The following is a 17,906-nucleotide window of genomic DNA, read 5'->3' as shown; positions in this document are numbered from 1 at the left end:
AGGGTATATGATGATAGAGATATTGTTAGTCGATGATGAGCCTTATGTAACAGAAAGTCTGGCCCGCACGATTCCGTGGGACGAGATTGGCGTAAAGCAAGTGCATCAGGCGGCATCGGGTGCCGAGGCTCTGGAAATATTGGAACAGCAGGACATAGATATCATGGTTACTGATATTTCAATGCCTGGAATGTCCGGTTTGCAATTAATTGAAACGGTGAGCGAGAGATGGCCGGATATCCGGTCGATTCTGCTGACAGGTTTTTCTGATTTTCAGTACGCTAAGAAGGCGATTCAGCTACAGGCTTTTGATTATATTTTGAAGCCAGTAAGTGATGAGGAATTTATCAATAGTATCTCCGGAGCGATTGAGTCTCTAAAAGACGAATGGGAGGCACATGATAAATATCATTTGCTACTCTATAATCGCAAAGCCGATTACAGTGTTTTACGGGCCAACTTGATGCATGAGTTACTACTTGGTAGAGTGCTGTCTGAGCGGACACTTGCATTAAAGCTTAAGGAATATGAAATCTCTTTCGAATCAGATGTTGAAGCGGCGATGTTATTGATTCAGCTGGGTAAACATTATGCCGCAATGGATCATCATTCAGTTTCCCTAATGGAATATGCCATCGGCAATATTGCCGAGGAGCTCTTTAAGGAGCAGTTCCATGTCTGGTTTTGCAAAGCACCCCATGATTGTTTAATTTTGCTTGTGGAACTGAAGCCAGTCATCCAGCGAGAGTTAGAGAAGTCGAATAATTACGATGCTGCGAGACAACAAATCCTTAAGTCAGCGATCGCTAACTTCAGAATTAGTGTGAGTAACTACCTGAAGGGTGAGATATCGCTTATCGTAACGGAGTGGTTTGCTTTTCCCGAAGGGATGACGGCTGCCTATCGAAGTGGCTTAAGTTCAATGTATTTGACAACACATAATGAAACAGGATCGGTACTTTATCTGGGGGATCGTCATCTTCAGGAGATGATGAGCATCAAATCACTCGAAAGCCTTTATCGTCCGCCAACGCTCATTCATTTGCTGGAATCTAAGCAATGGGATACAGCCCGCCAGAAGATAGCTGATGTGTTCCGAGATATGGAGAATGCACGCTTTTCAAGTGAGCATCTGTATGAAGTCTTTCTGTCCATTACTAATGCATTCATGTACATTGCTCACAAAGGGGGGCAGTTCATCTCACAAATCGACCAATATGCGTTCGATCCGATGTTGACTCAGAGCATCATTGTTTCTTTTGACAAACTGAAGGACTGGGCGTTCGATATGCTAAACAAGCTTCAGAAGGAACTCTCAGAAAGTGATCAGAACACGAAAAGTTACATTATTAAGCAGGTACATGAGCTGGTAGGGAACCATTCTGGGCATGATCTGTCGGTCAAGACGATAGCGGATCATGTGTATCTGCACCCCGTATACTTATCTAAAATATATAAGGCAGAGACAGGGGAAGGGCTCGGAGACTATATTATCCGCATGCGGATGGAACGTGCACTTTATTTACTTAAGAATACGAATAAAAAAATCTACGAAATCACTACCGAACTCGGATATCAGAATCCGCAATATTTCAGCAAAATGTTCAAAAAGCATTACAATATGACACCAAATGAGTTTCGTGACGGATAGAGAGGTTGAGAAAGGTGCAGAAACCTTGTTTAAATGACGTATTCGACATCATTTCTGTTCCCTATAATTAAGTCATAACCAACACTTAAGGAATCTAAGGGGGAACAAAATGAGCGCGATGAAGAGAAAAAAATGGCTGCCGCTCCTGTGTATGAGTATGCTTTTAGTAGGGAGTCTCGCAGGTTGTTCAGGCAATAATGCTGCTGATGGAAAGAATACAGCCGGTGATACGACTACCAATACAACATCTAATTCTGAAAACGCCTACAAGGATAAATATGATCCTGAGGTAACCATTACTACGGTATGGGGTGTTGACCCTGAGCTTAAATTCAAGAACGGGGAAAGCATTGAGAATAACGTAGCTACGAAGTGGACAAAAGAAAAGTTCGGCATCAATATTAAATCACTTTGGTCCATTACAGATACGAATGGTGCTTTTGGAACCAAGCTACGCCTGTCGATGTCATCTGGTCAGGAAATGCCCGATGTTGTAACGATCGGTACGGGTGATAGCACGATTGCTCAGGATTTGATCGATTCCGGTATGTATGCTGAAGTGGGAACACTGTTTGATAAATACGCTTCAGCTACTTGGAAAGAAGCCATGGCACAGGATCCGAACGTATGGAACCAATACAGCCGTGATGGCAAAAGAATGGGTCTGCCTGTTCTCGATTACGCGTACAACCATGATTACATTCTTTGGATCCGCCAAGATTGGCTGGACAAGCTAAATATGCAAGCACCTAAAACGATAGATGAGCTGGAAAAAGTTATGGATGCATTCAAGAATCAGAACCCTGATGGCTTGGCACCAGACAAGGTAACTCCGCTTAGTATCGGCTTTAAGACATCGATGAACACTTGGATGGGCGATCCTTCCTGGATCTTCGGTGCTTATGGAACGCTTCCGCAGCAATGGAATCTTGATGCTGATGGTAAATTGGAATACGGCTCTGTAAATGCAGGTATGAAGCAAGGGCTGGAAAAAATGAAGGAATGGCTCGCAAAAGGTTACATTCCTCAAGAAGCAGCGCTTTGGGATGAGAACAAAACAGCTGAGCCGGCAGTGGCGGGTACAGCAGGTATTCTCCCAGGACCTTACTGGATGAGCGGTTGGCCGCTTCAAGATACTGTGAAGAATGCTCCGGATGCTGTATGGGCTCCAATTGAAATTCCAGCGGGACCAGATGGTAAAGTTATGCGTCATGGAACACAGTTCACCAACGGTGTAACTCTGATTAGCACTAAGATGAAAAATCCAGAAGCATTCTTCACCTATCAAAACTATCTGTTCGATAACTTCGCTGATCCTAAGCCTGGTAGCGAGCTGGATAATGGCCTCTTCGCAGGATATGACTATGAACTAGATGCAAACGGTAAGATGATTGAAAATGATAAAATTGCTGGTGGTTATGTGAACAGCGTTCGTTATATGCTGGTTCGTGACGGTGCCCGGATTCCGGATGCCCAAATGAAAGCCCTTCTTAATCTTGCGGATGGTGCTGAACCAACCACTCGTTTGGAGAAGGATGTAGCTGTGAACTATGGTAAGGATACCCCTGCAGCTGCAAAGGTTCTGCTGGCACAAGAGGATAAATCCTTCAAAAATATGTTCACTGGTCCTACTACTGAAACTATGAAATCGAAGATGGATTATCTGAACAAAATCGAGAACCAAACGTTTAATGAGATCATCTATGGCAACAAGCCACTAGAAGCTTTCGATACCTTCGTAGCGACCTGGAAATCAGGCGGCGGCGACCAAATCACTAAAGAAGTAAATGAATGGTATGACAGTGTAAAGTAATGCTCTGTGAAGGGTATAAGTAGCACAATTAGGGACTGTTTCCTCAGCTGTATATTTAGCTGTGGGAACGGTCTGTTTTTGCGTTAGCGGTTATCCGAATTTGTATAAATTTGCTTCTGTTTCTATACGGTAAAGAGATTGGTTTTGTACCATATATATTGGTTTTGCTCGCTATTTGGGGAATCCTGTCGTTGCTATAATTTGAGTATGGTTACAGAAGAACTTGACACGATATGGGGGACCAAGGATGAGAACACTTAAAAAAACATGGCCATTTCACTTAATGTTGCTGCCGGCGATGATATTCCTGATCATCTTCAGTTTTATACCGATGGGCGGAATTGTGATGGCGTTTCAAGATTATAAGCCATGGCTAAAAATTTCGGGATCAGCGTGGGTTGGATTAGATAATTTCCGCTATCTATTTGAACGTAATGACAGCATGCAGGTCATTTGGAACACATTGATTATTGCCGTTCTGAAGATGATCTTCAATCTGGCTGTGCCATTTGTTTTCGCCATTCTTTTGAATGAGATTCGCAAGGTTTATATACAGCGTACAATTCAGACATTGGTTTATTTACCTCACTTCTTGTCTTGGGTCATCCTTGGCGGGATCTTGCTAGATTTGCTTGCAACAGATGGCTTCGTCAATCAGATCCTCGGGAGTATGGGGATTAAACCCATCTTTTTCTTAGGAGATAATAACTGGTTCAGGTTCACGGTCATTCTCACAGATGTATGGAAGGAATTTGGTTATAACACGATCGTCTTCCTGGCTGCTCTAGCAGGAATTAACCCTTCATTATATGAAGCTGCTGAAATAGATGGTGCAACCCGCTGGAAACAGACACGTTTTATCACAATGCCTTCTCTACTGCCAATGGTTGTTGTGGTAGGTACTCTGGCTCTCGGAAATGTATTGAATGCAGGGTTTGACCAGATCTTTAACCTCTACAATCCGCTGGTCTATCAGAAAGGCGATATTATCGACACCTTCGTATACCGGACAGCTATTCTGAATGGTGAGATGGGCTTTGGTACAGCAATCGGACTGTTCAAGTCAGCCATTAGTATGGTCCTAATCCTTGTATCATACAGTCTGGCTAAAAAATGGGCAGGATATCGCATTTTCTAAACTACCAATGGAAGAGGGAGACCTATGTATTACAAAACTAGAGGTTATCGTATTTTCAACATATTCAATACTTGTTTTCTGATCATACTCGCACTCATGTGTATTGTTCCTCTGATTCACGTATTAGCTGTATCTTTCAGTGCCAAGTCTGCGGCTGATGCCAATCTGGTGGGCTTGTGGCCAAAGCAGTTCTCTCTGGAAGCTTATAAAAAGACAATGAATAATCCGATATTCCTACACTCTATATGGGTATCCGTACAAAGAACTGTACTCGGAACCGGACTTACGCTTCTGATTACTTTTCTGGCAGCTTATCCGCTATCTAAGGAAAACTCAGCCTTCAAAGGCCGGAATGTTTATTCCTGGTTGTTCGTGTTCAGCATGGTGTTTAATGGTGGTCTGATTCCATTCTATATTGTTATTCAAAAGATTGGCTTAATGGATTCCTTCTGGGTACTCGTTCTGCCAGGTGCGGTGAATACATTCTTGGTAATTCTGATGCTGAACTTCTTCCGCGGTATTCCTAAAGATTTGGAGGAAGCTTCGCTAATTGACGGCGCAGGACATTTCCGTACCTTGTTCAGCATTTACTTACCGATTTCATTACCATCGATTGCGACGATTGCACTGTTTAGTATGGTGTTCCACTGGAACTCCTGGTTCGATGGACTATTGTACTTGAACAATTCCAAGCAGTTTCCGCTGGCGACCTTTCTGCAGACCGTTATCATTCAACGGGATATGAGCTCCATGAGCATTAATCCGAAGGAGATGGAATTAATCTCGCAGACAACGGTTAGAGCCGCGCAAATCTTTATCGGGGCTGCTCCTATTCTAATCGTATATCCATTCTTGCAGAAGTATTTTGTTAAAGGAATGACACTTGGTTCTGTAAAGGAGTAGGGATGATGATAACGACATTTATCAATGGAATGGACATCTCGTTTTTGGATGAAATAGAGCAGGGTGGAGGCAAATTCCATAGTCGCTCTGTTCAGACTGCTGAGGAAGGTGAGGATTTACTCCACATCCTTAAGGACAATGGAGTAAATGCCATACGGCTGCGGATTTGGAATGACCCTCCAGGTGTCTTTTGCAATTTGGAACGGACGCTGGTTATGGCAAAGCGGATCAAAGAAGCAGGGCTGGATTTTCTACTGGATTTTCATTATTCAGATAAATGGGCGGATCCAGCTAACCAATGGAAGCCAAAAGCTTGGGAGGCACTTGACTTCAGTGGTTTGACATCCGCCGTGTATGAGTATACACGCGAGACCCTTGAAGCTTTACAGTCCCAAGGCACACTGCCCGATATGGTGCAGATCGGTAATGAAATTACGCCAGGCATGTTATGGGGAGAAGGCAAGGTTGATGGAGATTGTGATACTCCGGAGCAGTGGGAGCAGTTCACTACGCTAGTTAAAGCAGGTATAGCGGGTGCGAAATCCGTCGATTCTGACTTGTCCATCATGATCCATATTGACCGGGGTGCTGATCATCCGGCGAGCCGTAATTTTTTTGATCGTTTCTTAGAACATGGTGTAAATTATGATGTTATCGGATTATCATTCTACTCTTGGTGGCATGGTACTTTGGACGACTTACAGCTTAACCTGAACGAATTAGCGCTGCGTTATAACAAGGATATCATTGTGGTGGAAACAGCCTATCCATGGACACTGAATGCACCTGAAGGATTTCCAGTAATTGTGAATGAGGAAGCCCAGCTCCATGAAGGTTATCCAGCCACAGTAGAGGGTCAAACTAAGTATATGAAGGATTTCATAAACGTAATTGAGAATACACCTGACGGAAAAGGAATCGGCTTTTATTACTGGGAGCCTGCTTGGATTCCTTCGCAAAAGGAATGGTCTGTTGGGCATGAGAATGGTTGGTCCAATTTAGCCCTGTTTGATTTTGAAGGCAAGAAACTGGATTCGCTCCATTTCTAAAGATTATTAGAAAAGAAGACAGCCAATGGTTAAGCACCGTGGCTGTCTTCTTTTTTAATTCAAAAAGGCATCTAAAGCCACCGTAGGCTTACCAGAAGAATCAAAGGCACCTTTTGTGTAAGCGTACCATGTACCGTAACTCTCCGGTTCCCAATAGAACACGCCAAGCCCTTTGCCGCCACTTACCGATTTTGTTTTGCTAATGATGTCGGTAAGAAAAGCTTTCGCCGTTGTTGGAGCACTAACGTCCATGCCGACCTCTGAAATGATCACCTCTTTACCATACCGGGCAACCATATCATTCATATTCGTTAATGTCTGAGCGTTCAGTGTAGACCAGTTGCTTGTAGTGGGATATAGTGACATGCCGATCACATCATAGTTGGCACCGTTAGACTTCAGACCGTCAAACATCCAGCGGAATAAGGAATTGTCGTAGCCGTTAGAGAGGTGGACGATGACTTTTGAACTACTACTGACCGCTTTTACTGCACTATATCCTGAATTGATCAACGCGGCAAAATTACTCATACTTACAGAAGCTTTTCCATCCTCCCAAAGCATTCCATTATTCGTCTCGTTCCCTACCTGTACCCATTCCGGCGTAACACCGCTAGCTTTGAGTGTATTCATAACATCATACGTGTGGTCATATACCGCTGTCTTTAGAGCTGTAAAGTTCTTGCTGGTCCAGGCAGCAGGTTTCTTCTGATTGCCGGGATCTGCCCATGTATCACTGTAATGAAAGTCAATCATGATTCGGAAACCCATGTTCTTGGCCCGAACGGCCTGTTTCACAACATCGGCTTTGTTAGAGAAATTAATGGAAGGGTTAACCCAGACCCGTAGTCTAATGGAGTTCATTCCGTGATCTTTGAGGATTTGCAGTAGGTCTTGTTTCACACCGTTATCATTGTAAAAAGACCAATTATAGTACTCCATCTCCGATAGCCAGCCTACATCAGCCCCTTTTGCAAAAGTCGTAGCAGCTTCCGCTGGTTTGTTATTCCCAAAGTTGAAACACATACTAAACACGAGAGACAGGTAAAAGAACAATTTGAACGTAGTTTTTGAGTTCTGTTTGTTCATGATCATAACCTCCGGATTAGGATTTTAACAACAGGCGCCCTTAGTTTAGCGATGTTTGTATCCGTTTACATAAAACTCCTCCCTTTCTCTTTTATAACAAGATTGTAAGGTGGGGTAAGCATTCCCGATACCAATAAAAATTCAACATTTCAGCTTCTTTGGAAATTGATTCAGAGCTACAAGAGTAAAAATAAGGCTTTACTCCCATACTACCGTTATCTTGCACCGGAGCTACTTGACCACAACCTTTAGGAGGAATGCGGATGAAACAACATTCTGCTCCCGCCATCTATATACAGCTTAAGAACCGGGTGACGGTGCCCAAAGGTAAAGGTGTCACATTGGGTGATATTGCATTTTTGATCGCGGAGCCAGAGCTGAAAGAGTCGCTGGAATCTATTCTGCTAATGAAGCCAGAGCAAAGTGACGGCAATCTGATTTTGATTGATCTTCTGATGGTTATTCCCCGCATTTATGAGCTTTTGCCGGAAGCGGACATTGAGCCGATCGGCGAAGGGAGAACGATTGTTCAGATTGAAGGTCCAGTGGAGAGGCGGAAGCCTTCAGTAGCGATGTTTGTCTTAGTGTGGCTGCTGCTGTTCTTTGGGTCTGCGCTGACCATCATGAATTTCCATGCGGATGTAAACATGCAGGAGGTTCAAATCCGAATCGTGGAGATGATTACCGGTCATCGGGATGAGCATCCGGTTGTATTTCAGATTGCGTATTCTGTAGGAATCGGCTTTGGGATGGTCATTTTTTTCAACCATTTATTTAAGAAAAAGTGGAATGAAGAGCCTACACCGCTAGAAGTGGAAATGTACCTGTATCAGAAAAATATCGACCAATACGTCATTAATGAGGAGTATAGCAAAATGAGGCGCCGTGGAGAAAATCAACCAGAGAACGTGGAGGACGGAAGATGACGGCACCTATAACACTAGGGTTGAATTTGCTGCTGGGTATTGCAGGGGGGATCGCTGTAGGTGGTGGTGTGATCGCTTTATTTGTGGTTCTCGACATGGTGCCCCGTCTGGCTCAATTAACTTCTTCTTACGATAAAGTACATTGGTACGAGGGTGCGATGGTAGCTGGATCATTGCTAGGAACCGTAAGTGATTTTTGGAATTGGAAAATATCCTCAGGTCCTTTAGTTGAACTTGGTATAGGACTTTTTGACGGGATTTTTGTCGGGATGCTCGCTGCAGCATTGACCGAGGTATTAAATGTGCTGCCGATACTCGCTAAACGCTTGAACATGACACATTATTTGTTCGGGCTGTTAATGGCGATGGTAAGCGGGAAGGTCGCGGGTTCTTTGTTCGACTGGTTTGTATACCGACAGTAAATGGGGGTTATGGAATGAGCAAATTTATTCACAGCGGTGATTCTGTGCCAGAAGAGGATCATCAGGAAGAAAACGCTGCGGCTGCCGCAGCAATGAAGAATACCGCAGAGGATCTAGTTGATGATCATACCGAGATTAACGGAGCTTCTATGACCAGTGAAGACGCAGATCCGGCGGAAAATACTACAGCAGCTGATCCGAGTCAAGAACAGCAGGATGCAGAAGCATCTGCGGAGCTAGGGGCAGAAGAGCAGAGTACCGAAGCGTCAGCACAGCCCGATTCCGGGCAACAGGATGCAGAAGCACCTGCGGAGCTAGGGGCAGAAGAGCAGAGCACCGAAGCGTCAGCACAGCCGAATTCCGGGCAACAGGATGCAGAAGCAGCTGCGGAGCTAGGGGCAGAAGAGCAAAGCGCAGAAGTATCAGCTCAGCCGGATTCCGGGCAGCAGGATGCAGAAGCATCTACGGAGCTAGGGGCAGAAGAGCAAAGCGCTGAAGCTGCACAACCGGATTCCGGGCAGCAGGATGCAGAGGCGTCAGATGAGCTCGGGAATCAGGAACAGAATGAGCCTAGTAAAGGATTTTTTGCCAGGTTATTCGGCTTAGATTCAGACTCGGAATCCGAAGATGAGGCGCAAGATCAGAATACCCAACAAGCAGGCGGATCAGAGTCCGCAACAGAGTCCGGGGAAGAATCTCAAGCCAAAGTGACGCCAAAGTCCAAACTATCTAAAAAGCAAGCGCAACAAGAGTCACAAGACAGCAATAAAAAGGGAAGCAGCAAGCTACAGAAGAAACGAGATCGCGAGCACTCCAACTCATTAAAAGAATCCGTCATTTACTGGCAAGGTAATGATGAAATCCCAATGTCCTTGCAAGATACGAAACAAACACTTACTGAGGTAATGGGACTGGGCACAAGCTTTGATGTAACGTTCAGACAGATGTCCTTTGGCGGACATAAGACAGCTCTACTCTGTTTAAGTGGTTTTACCAACACAGATGTGACCGATGATATTCTAAAACGTCTGACCTATCTCACCTCTGAGAATCTGTCTACGGGTGTGCTGTCTAGCTTTATGAATGAATATGTCCCTCACATCCAGGTGGAAGAGGGGAATTCTTTAAGTGAAAGTATCGAGAAGGTACTTGAAGGCTTGAGCGTGCTATTCGTCGAAGGTGAGAACAAAGTTATCATCATGGATACTCGTTCTTACCCTAGTCGCAGTCCAGCCGAGCCTTCGATTGATCGGGTGGTGCGCGGTGCGCGCGACGGTTTTACAGAGACTTTACTGAGCAATATCTCGCTTGTCAGAAGACGGGTTCGAGATCCAGGCCTGAAATATGAGCTATTTCGGGTTGGACGACGGACACAAACAGATGTATGCGTGGCTTACATTGATGATATCGTTGATAAAACACAGGTTATGTCTGTTATCGACAAAATCAAAAGCATTGATATTGATGGTATTCCTCTGGCAGATAAACAATTAGAGGAGGCGATTATCGGCGGTGGATGGAATCCATATCCTATGGTGCGTTATTCTGAACGCCCCGACGTCGTAGCTTCAAATTTATTGGAGGGTCGGGTAATACTGTTTGTAGATACCTCACCAATTGTTATTGTTCTTCCGACTACTTTTTTTGATCTTTGTCAGCATGCAGAGGAGAATCGTCAGACTCCTTTTATGGGAACGTACTTGCGGTGGGTTCGTTTCATCGGTATATTTGCGTCCATGTTCCTGCTGCCGCTATGGATGTTGCTTGTCATTCATCCTGAACTAAAGCCGGCTATGCTGGATTTCATTGGACCTCAAAAGACCGCCAGAATTCCAATACTCGCCCAGTTTCTAATTGTGGAGCTTGGGGTTGATTTACTGCGGATGGCTGCAGTACACACACCAACGCCTTTAGGTTCAGCGATGGGTCTGATTGCAGCTATATTGATTGGCGATATAGCGGTTCAGAGTGGTTTGTTTGTAAACGAGGTAGTTCTGTATATGGCTGTAGCCTCCATCGGTATGTTTGCAACCCCGAGTTATGAGCTGGGTCTTGCGAATCGAATAGTCAGGCTTGTGTTGCTAATTGCCGTAGCGGCATTCCAGGTGCCAGGATTTATGATTGGAACGACGCTACTGACTATTTTCCTAACTACTCACCGCTCCTATAACTCGTCTTATATGTGGCCGTTTATACCTTTTAATGCAAAGGCAATGAGTGAAATTCTAGTGCGTAAGCCAGTCTTAAGCTCGAAGACAAGGCCGTCTTTCAACAAAACTAGAGACAATACAAGGGTGCCGCCTACTCAAAAGAATGATTAACAATCGTAGGAAAATACAAAACTACTGCAAATTAGTCCATTCAATGGAGTTCCCACTGTCTGTTATACTGAATACACTAAAGACAGGGTGGAACCTTGATATTCCACAGAAATTGGAGGACTAAAGAATGTTTCTACACGGTACTAGCCGAATTAACGATGCTGGGCATTTGGAGATCGGCGGATGTGATGTAACTGAATTGAAGGCGGAATATGGAACCCCGCTATATATATTGGACGAGCAATTGGTGAGACAACGTTGCCGTGAATATATGGATGCTTTTAAATCCTCTGGACTTGGGTTCCAAGTAGCTTACGCAAGTAAGGCGTTCTCAGTAATGGCTATGGTTCGTTTGGCTGATGAAGAAGGCTTGTCGCTTGATGTTGTATCTGATGGCGAACTTTATACTGCTTTGCAAGCTGGCTTTCCTGCAGAACGCATTCATTTTCATGGCAACAATAAGACTTCTGAAGAGATCGAAATGGCGATTGATGCCGGGATCGGCTGCTTTGTAGTCGATAATCTGGTAGAGCTTAATCTTTTGCAGTCGATTGCATCACGTAAAGAAGTTAAGGTTAACATCTTGTTACGTGTGACACCAGGTGTCGAAGCTCATACGCATGAGTATATAACAACAGGCCAGACCGATTCCAAATTTGGATTTGATATCGGTAATGGATCAGCTTATGAAGCAGTTAAAGCGGCAGTCAGCAAAAAGAATTTAGTGCTGCTTGGCGTACATTCCCATATTGGTTCTCAAATTTTTGAAACGGATGGATTCCAGCTTGCTGTTGAACGTGTAGCGAGTTTTGCTCGTAGTGTTAAAGAAGGTTTGGAAGTGGACTTCCGTGTAGTAAACCTAGGTGGAGGTTTCGGTATTCGTTATGTTGAGGGGGATACCCCATTACATGTTTCTGAATATGTAACTGCAATTACGGATGCCGTGAAGACTCATTTTGCTGGAATCTATAATGCTTTGCCTGAAATTTGGGTGGAGCCGGGCCGTAGTATTGTTGGAGATGCAGGTACTACACTTTATACAGTAGGTACGAACAAGGATATCCCAGGCGTGCGTAAGTACGTTGCCGTCGACGGTGGGATGACTGATAATCCACGTCCTGCATTGTACCAATCTAAATATGAGGCATTACTTGCTAATCGTGCGAATGAAGAGGCTACAGAAACTGTATCCATCGCTGGTAAATGCTGCGAGAGCGGAGACATGCTGATCTGGGATGTAGAGCTGCCTGAGGCTGAAAGCGGCGATCTGTTGGCTGTAGCCTGCACAGGCGCTTACAATTACTCCATGGCGAGTAACTACAACCGGCTTCGTCGTCCGGCTTTAGTGTTCGTTCAGAACGGACACAGCGATCTTGTAGTGCGTCGCGAAAGCTATAATGATCTTATTGCCAACGATATTGTTCCTGAGCGTATCGCTAAACAAGCTGCTGTTGCTAAGTAACAGCCGTTAATGTTATGTAGGGAAAACTGGTAAGGCATAAAGAGCAAGCAGGAATTACTCCTGCTTGCTTTGCTTTGTGCGTAGTTTCATAGTAATATAATTGAGGTATTCTAAATTTGTTAATTTTGAAAGGGGTCATTTACATATGGCAAAGCAAGCGAAAATTACTCTTGAAAATGGCGGCGTAGTGCTGATTGACTTGTTCGATCAAGATGCACCAAACACTGTAGCTAACTTTGAAAAGCTAGCAAAAGATGGTTTCTACAATGGATTGACATTCCACCGTGTTATCCCTGGTTTTGTAGCTCAAGGCGGATGTCCTAACGGAACTGGATCTGGTGGTCCAGGATACACAATCAACTGCGAAATCAACCCAAACAAACACGAGCGCGGAACACTTGCTATGGCACATGCGGGTAAGAACACAGGCGGAAGCCAGTTCTACATCTGCTATGCACCACAACCACACTTGGATGGAGTTCACACTGTATTCGGTAAAGTAGTTGAAGGTATGGATCTTGTTGATACTTTCAAAGGACGCGACAAAATGACTTCGGTAGAAATCATCGAAGCTTAAGAATTCTTAATTTAAAAAGGCTAGTCTCCGGATTATCGGAGGCTGGCCTTTTCTTATTTAATAAGGAATCCGGCTTATTCGTTTACGTCTCGATTTACGCTGCTCTGGCACCCAGAAGAATACCAAATACATGAGCAGAAACACAATGAAGGCAAACAACTCTTCAACAAGCAGGTAATAAGGATAAGGCCCGAAATAATCCAATACAGAATAAGTGCTGGGCTTATGAGATAAGAACATGTAGTTAGATCCTAGGATGTAATTGGCGATCCACACACAAGCGGCCACAATGTTTAGTCCAAGCATGGTGAACAGGAGAGATTTCCAAGTGGGCTTATAGCCCTCAATCCAGGTCATATAAAGTGAAGCGAGAACAATACCACCATGTGCTATAAAGAACAGTAGAAATCGGAAATGAGGGAATGGATAGACCAGATTCGGTGTGAGTAAAGCAATGAATGCTCCACCAATCCCAGCAAAATACAGAAAGGAATATAGTGCTCGGCTGCGAGTGATCAGCATGATAACGGATAGTAGTAAAGTAATTCCGCATAGTTCGAGCGGGAGTGAGCTGCTGGATTGCCATACGCCTTGAGAGAGGTACCATATTTGAAGTCCTGTTTCTGAGAACAAAAGAATAATAATCAGCAGCAAGCGCACACTTTGCCGAAGTCTCACATCAGTCCGAATCTCGAATCTTAAACTGTAAAACAGTATACAGACCAATGTAATGATAGACAGAGCAATCCAATGTGAAGGGGAGAACATAATGAAATCCTCCGTACGCTGTCGATCAAAATAAGATGAAAGATGCATGAACCAACCTCCTTCGTACCTAAAAAGCACTTCAAAAAACAACTTTGTAAATTTTTGATATTTTCTGTTTCTGAACATCCATAAAATGGTTATATATGTATGCATTCTGTCAGCTAACCCACAAAAGGATGGCTTTTCATTATTTTAACATAAGATGGGGCAATGGGCGCGGAATTACATAAGAAGCATTCGAGCATGAGGAATGGCAGAGATTACGCTTCAAGAGGAGATACAAACATAGAAAAATCAAATTGGAAAAGGAATTGGAGGCTTTAGGATAATGTTAAAAAAAAGAATAAGTGTGATGCTCGTTATTCTGATGCTTGTAGCGCAATATGCCTATGGCATCGGGTTCACTCCACAAGTACAAGCAGCGGCAATCGATCAAGAGCGGAATATCATCACCAGTGTCTCTATGGCTGTATATGGTGAAGACGGGCAGACGGTTACGGATAGCGTCTATGAGCAAGAAGCTAATGTAACATTAGATTATACGTGGTCTCTTCCTAAAGCTCATCCGTACAAGCAAGGTGACACCTTTACCTTTCAGCTTCCAGAGCAGTTTCAGCTTTTTAATGATATTAGCGGCTTGTTGGTCTCAGAGGATGGAGATGTAGGAACTTTTACAGTTGAGCAGTTATCACACCAAGTAACAATGACCTTTAACGACTACATAGAAACGCATGATGATGTGCAAGGAACGCTTCGGATCAACACTAAGTTTGATAAACAAACAATCTCAGGAAGTACTGTTCAGCAGATTTTATTTCCGGTGAGCGGTGGTGTTCAGACGGTTACTGTGAATTTTAAACCGAATGTAGGATCGACCATTGAGAAGAGGGGGATTCCTCAGGGTTTTAATGCAGACCATATTCTATGGTCTGTTGACATAAATAAATCATTAAAAACTGTTGGAAATGCAGTCGTAACGGACCCTATACCAACAGGTTTGTCACTTAGCACTCCGGTTACTGTGAGTGTGTATCAACTGAGTATCCAGTTGGACGGTTCGGTAACACAAGGTGCACTACTCGATACCAGTAAATATTCTACAGAGTTCATTGGAGGATCGTTAAATGTTCGTTTCACTGATCCTGCGATTTCGAGTGCTTACCGTATTGAATACTCCACAGCTATTACTGATGAGCATCGGCTAAGCTTCACGAATACAGCGACTTTTACAGGAGATGGGCAAGTTCCTGCAAGTTCCTCTGCTACTGTTCAAGTAGAACGAGGAGGAAGTTTGAACAAGTACTCTAGCGGATATGACTGGAGCAATCAAATCATTTCCTGGGCAATCGAATATAACTATAATAAAAAAACGATTCCGCAAGGAAATGCTGTACTAAAGGATTTGTTTGATGATTCTCAAGCGTTAGTAGCCAATTCGATAAAAGTATACACGGTGCAACTGGATTCAGCGGGTACAGCAACATTGAGTAATCTTTTGACCAAGGATATTGATTACACTGTAGTTGCAGCTTCAGACGTGAAGAAGTCAGGGTTCACCTTGCAATTTAAACAAGATGTAACATCTGCTTATCGAATCGAGTATAAGACCAAAGCTGTAAAACGTGTGTTTGAAGATATTATAATCACTAATACAGTTACGGACAGTACCTATACTGGAGAAGCTACACGCTTAATACGGCCAGCCATTTTGTATAAGAACTTATCAGGCGTAGATTATCAGAATAAAACGGTTGGATGGAAAGTCACATTAAACAGTGATAACTATCCAATGGGTCAGGTTGAAGTTACGGAGTCATTCCCGTTTGGCGGACTGAAGTTTATTCCGGAATCACTCGTAATTAGAAATTCTAATGGGAATGTATTGAATCCTTCCAAATATAGTTTGGTTTACAATGCTCCTGTTCAGGCTAATAAAGGATTCAAGGTTGTCTTTAATTCGCAGATTACTGGTCTTTATACAATTAGCTATACAACGGAATTTAATAAGGATTGGATTTGGTCTAATACTGAAAATTTCAATAACAAGGTTAGGATGGACTGGTTAGACACGTCCGAAATTCCTCGCACAACAGAAGCAGAAGGGCTATTTATTCCAAGAACCGAAGCGAAAAGCAATGGTATGAAGTTTGGTTCTTATAATGCTTCAACTAAAGAATTAGCTTGGACATTAGGGGTCAATTATAATAGCAAAACGGTTGCAGAGCCAGAAGTCGTGGATATTTTGAAATCGGGTCAAACCCTGGTTCCTGGATCGCTGAAAGTATACACCATGAATGTTGCTAAGAATGGAGACCCAACGAAAGGTGTCGAGGTAAACAGTAGCAAATACACTTACAGTGTTAATGGTAATAATGAGCTGAAGCTCTCTTTTACAGATGCTATTCAATCCGCTTATTATATAGAATTTCATACAAGTCTTGAAGGTAAAGTCATTGGCACTTCTATTGATAATAAAGCCAGCCTCTATGATGGAACAAAAAAGGTATCCAAGGATTTGAACGCTACCGTAAAGATTCCTTATGGAGATGAATATCTCTTGAAAAATGGTGTTCAGAATGGCGAAAAAATCGATTGGAGCATTCAAATTAATCGTAGTCAGTCTACTGTGAAGAATGCGTTAATCAACGATACTCCTAGCGCTAATCAGATTCTGCTGCAGGATTCATTCCATCTGTATCCTACAAGCGTAGCTGAAAACGGGGATGTAACAAAAAGCGGACCTGAATTGATTCAGGGTATCGATTACAGCTTAGAAATAAAAACGGATGTAGACGGCAAGCAGTCGTTTGCTTTAAGCTTCGGCAAGGAGATTAGTAAACCTTATATTCTCGACTATCAATCCCTGATTATGGCGAATACAGGAGACAAAGTAATTAATACTGTTCGTTTCAGTGGTTTTAATGTTATCGAAATAAGCAAAGATTCTTCTAAAGAAATTATCGTCGGTGTGTCGAGTGGATCAGGATCAGGCAGCGGGGTTAGAGGTTCCTTGATGATCAAGAAGCTGGATGCAGAGGACAACTTGAAGACGCTGGCAGATGCAACTTTTGCACTCTATCGCCTTAACGGCTCAGACAGGGTATTTATTAATAGCTTAACCACAGATTCCGCTGGTACAGCAACATTCAATAAATTATGGTTGGGTAACTACGTATTGATTGAGACGACAGCTCCTAGTGGCTATGTACTTGATCCTACAGAGCATCCAGTGTCCATTCATTCCTCATCAACGAATCAATTCGTAATTACGAATCATAAAGCAGTTGAGCCTACGCCTACTGCAACGCCAGAACCAACTATAGTCCCAACCGCAACACCATCAGCTTCATCGGAACCGACGGCTACTCCGTCAACAGAGCCGACATCAGAACCTGCGTCTACACCAACCTCAGGAGCCCCAGGAGGTCCGTTGACACCTACACCTACGAGTTCGCAGGTGCCAGGAGTAATCATCAATGATCCGGCAGTACCTGCTGGCCCTGGGAATACGAGCGATCTGGAATCCGCGACATCAGAAGAAGTAGGAACTCCTGATTTAGTTATTACAGATGAAAATGTTCCTTTGGGTGAAGTCGACATTGTTGATGAGGAAGTTCCGAAAGGTACAGTCAACAACAGCACTTCAAGTGCCCCTCAGCTTCCAAAGACGGGAGAAAGTAGCCCTGCGCCGCTCTACATGACAGGTATTGGATTAATAGCCATAGGCTATATTCTAAACCGTGTGTTTAGACGTGGAGGAAACTTAAAGTAAGTGAATAAGTATGAA

The 17,906-nt window shown here is 43.6% G+C and carries 13 protein-coding genes; 11 read left to right on the top strand and 2 right to left on the bottom strand.

All coding sequences use genetic code 11. The annotated features are described in order from the left end of the window. Positions 1 to 10 precede the first annotated feature (10 nt). The 5 genes from MKY99_RS21410 to MKY99_RS21390 all read left to right on the top strand — a co-directional run bounded on the left by MKY99_RS21410 (position 11) and on the right by MKY99_RS21390 (position 6,554). Positions 11 to 1,651 carry a response regulator gene (locus tag MKY99_RS21410; protein WP_042190308.1) on the top strand — a complete coding sequence of 547 codons (1,641 nt, stop codon included), beginning with the start codon at positions 11 to 13 and terminating at the stop codon, positions 1,649 to 1,651. A 109-nt stretch (positions 1,652 to 1,760) separates the two neighbouring features. Next, positions 1,761 to 3,464 carry a sugar ABC transporter gene (locus tag MKY99_RS21405; protein ID WP_339266231.1) on the top strand — a complete coding sequence of 568 codons (1,704 nt, stop codon included), beginning with the start codon at positions 1,761 to 1,763 and terminating at the stop codon, positions 3,462 to 3,464. A 247-nt stretch (positions 3,465 to 3,711) separates the two neighbouring features. After that, the gene (locus MKY99_RS21400) at positions 3,712 to 4,602 is read left to right on the top strand and encodes an ABC transporter permease subunit (protein WP_042129685.1); all 891 of its coding nucleotides are present in this window, start codon (positions 3,712 to 3,714) and stop codon (positions 4,600 to 4,602) included. Positions 4,603 to 4,626: 24 nt separating this feature from the next. Then, the gene (locus MKY99_RS21395) at positions 4,627 to 5,505 is read left to right on the top strand and encodes a carbohydrate ABC transporter permease (RefSeq protein ID WP_042190304.1); all 879 of its coding nucleotides are present in this window, start codon (positions 4,627 to 4,629) and stop codon (positions 5,503 to 5,505) included. Between the two features lie 2 nt (positions 5,506 to 5,507). Continuing rightward, on the top strand, positions 5,508 to 6,554 hold the full coding sequence (locus MKY99_RS21390; protein WP_339266228.1) for an arabinogalactan endo-1,4-beta-galactosidase: 1,047 nt from the start codon (positions 5,508 to 5,510) through the stop codon (positions 6,552 to 6,554). 54 nt (positions 6,555 to 6,608) lie between these two features. Here the strand turns inward: MKY99_RS21390 and MKY99_RS21385 are convergent, their stop codons facing one another. After that, positions 6,609 to 7,643: a glycosyl hydrolase 53 family protein gene (locus MKY99_RS21385; protein WP_339266227.1), complete on the bottom strand. Its 1,035-nt coding sequence runs from the start codon at positions 7,641 to 7,643 to the stop codon at positions 6,609 to 6,611. 263 nt (positions 7,644 to 7,906) lie between these two features. Between MKY99_RS21385 and MKY99_RS21380 the strand changes: the two genes are divergently transcribed. The 5 genes from MKY99_RS21380 (at position 7,907) to MKY99_RS21360 (ending at position 13,351) form a co-directional block, all read left to right on the top strand. Then, positions 7,907 to 8,569: a stage V sporulation protein AA gene (locus MKY99_RS21380; RefSeq protein ID WP_339266226.1), complete on the top strand. Its 663-nt coding sequence runs from the start codon at positions 7,907 to 7,909 to the stop codon at positions 8,567 to 8,569. Next, positions 8,566 to 8,991, top strand: a complete 426-nt coding sequence (locus tag MKY99_RS21375; RefSeq protein ID WP_339242777.1) for a stage V sporulation protein AB — start codon at positions 8,566 to 8,568, stop codon at positions 8,989 to 8,991. The genes MKY99_RS21380 and MKY99_RS21375 overlap by 4 nt, the downstream gene beginning before the upstream one ends. A 707-nt stretch (positions 8,992 to 9,698) precedes the next feature. After that, positions 9,699 to 11,312, top strand: a complete 1,614-nt coding sequence (locus MKY99_RS21370; protein ID WP_339271738.1) for a spore germination protein — start codon at positions 9,699 to 9,701, stop codon at positions 11,310 to 11,312. A gap of 127 nt (positions 11,313 to 11,439) precedes the next feature. After that, entirely contained in the window at positions 11,440 to 12,774 is a 1,335-nt protein-coding gene (lysA, locus tag MKY99_RS21365) for a diaminopimelate decarboxylase (RefSeq protein ID WP_076284538.1), read from the top strand. A 145-nt stretch (positions 12,775 to 12,919) separates the two neighbouring features. Continuing rightward, the gene (locus MKY99_RS21360) at positions 12,920 to 13,351 is read left to right on the top strand and encodes a peptidylprolyl isomerase (protein WP_042190291.1); all 432 of its coding nucleotides are present in this window, start codon (positions 12,920 to 12,922) and stop codon (positions 13,349 to 13,351) included. Positions 13,352 to 13,408: 57 nt separating this feature from the next. On the opposite strand, the gene MKY99_RS21355 is transcribed toward MKY99_RS21360, so the two are convergent. Beyond that, the gene (locus MKY99_RS21355) at positions 13,409 to 14,167 is read right to left on the bottom strand and encodes a TIGR02206 family membrane protein (RefSeq protein WP_076299557.1); all 759 of its coding nucleotides are present in this window, start codon (positions 14,165 to 14,167) and stop codon (positions 13,409 to 13,411) included. A gap of 280 nt (positions 14,168 to 14,447) precedes the next feature. On the opposite strand from MKY99_RS21355, the gene MKY99_RS21350 reads away from it, so the two are divergent. Next, a complete protein-coding gene (locus MKY99_RS21350; protein WP_339266223.1) occupies positions 14,448 to 17,891 on the top strand; it encodes a collagen binding domain-containing protein in 3,444 nt (1,147 codons plus the stop codon). Positions 17,892 to 17,906 lie beyond the last annotated feature (15 nt).

This window comes from Paenibacillus sp. FSL R5-0470, assembly GCF_037975205.1.
Taxonomy (GTDB): domain Bacteria; phylum Bacillota; class Bacilli; order Paenibacillales; family Paenibacillaceae; genus Paenibacillus_AQ.
The sequence above is the reverse complement of the archived record's forward strand: the minus strand, read 5'-3'. Positions and strand labels throughout refer to the sequence as shown.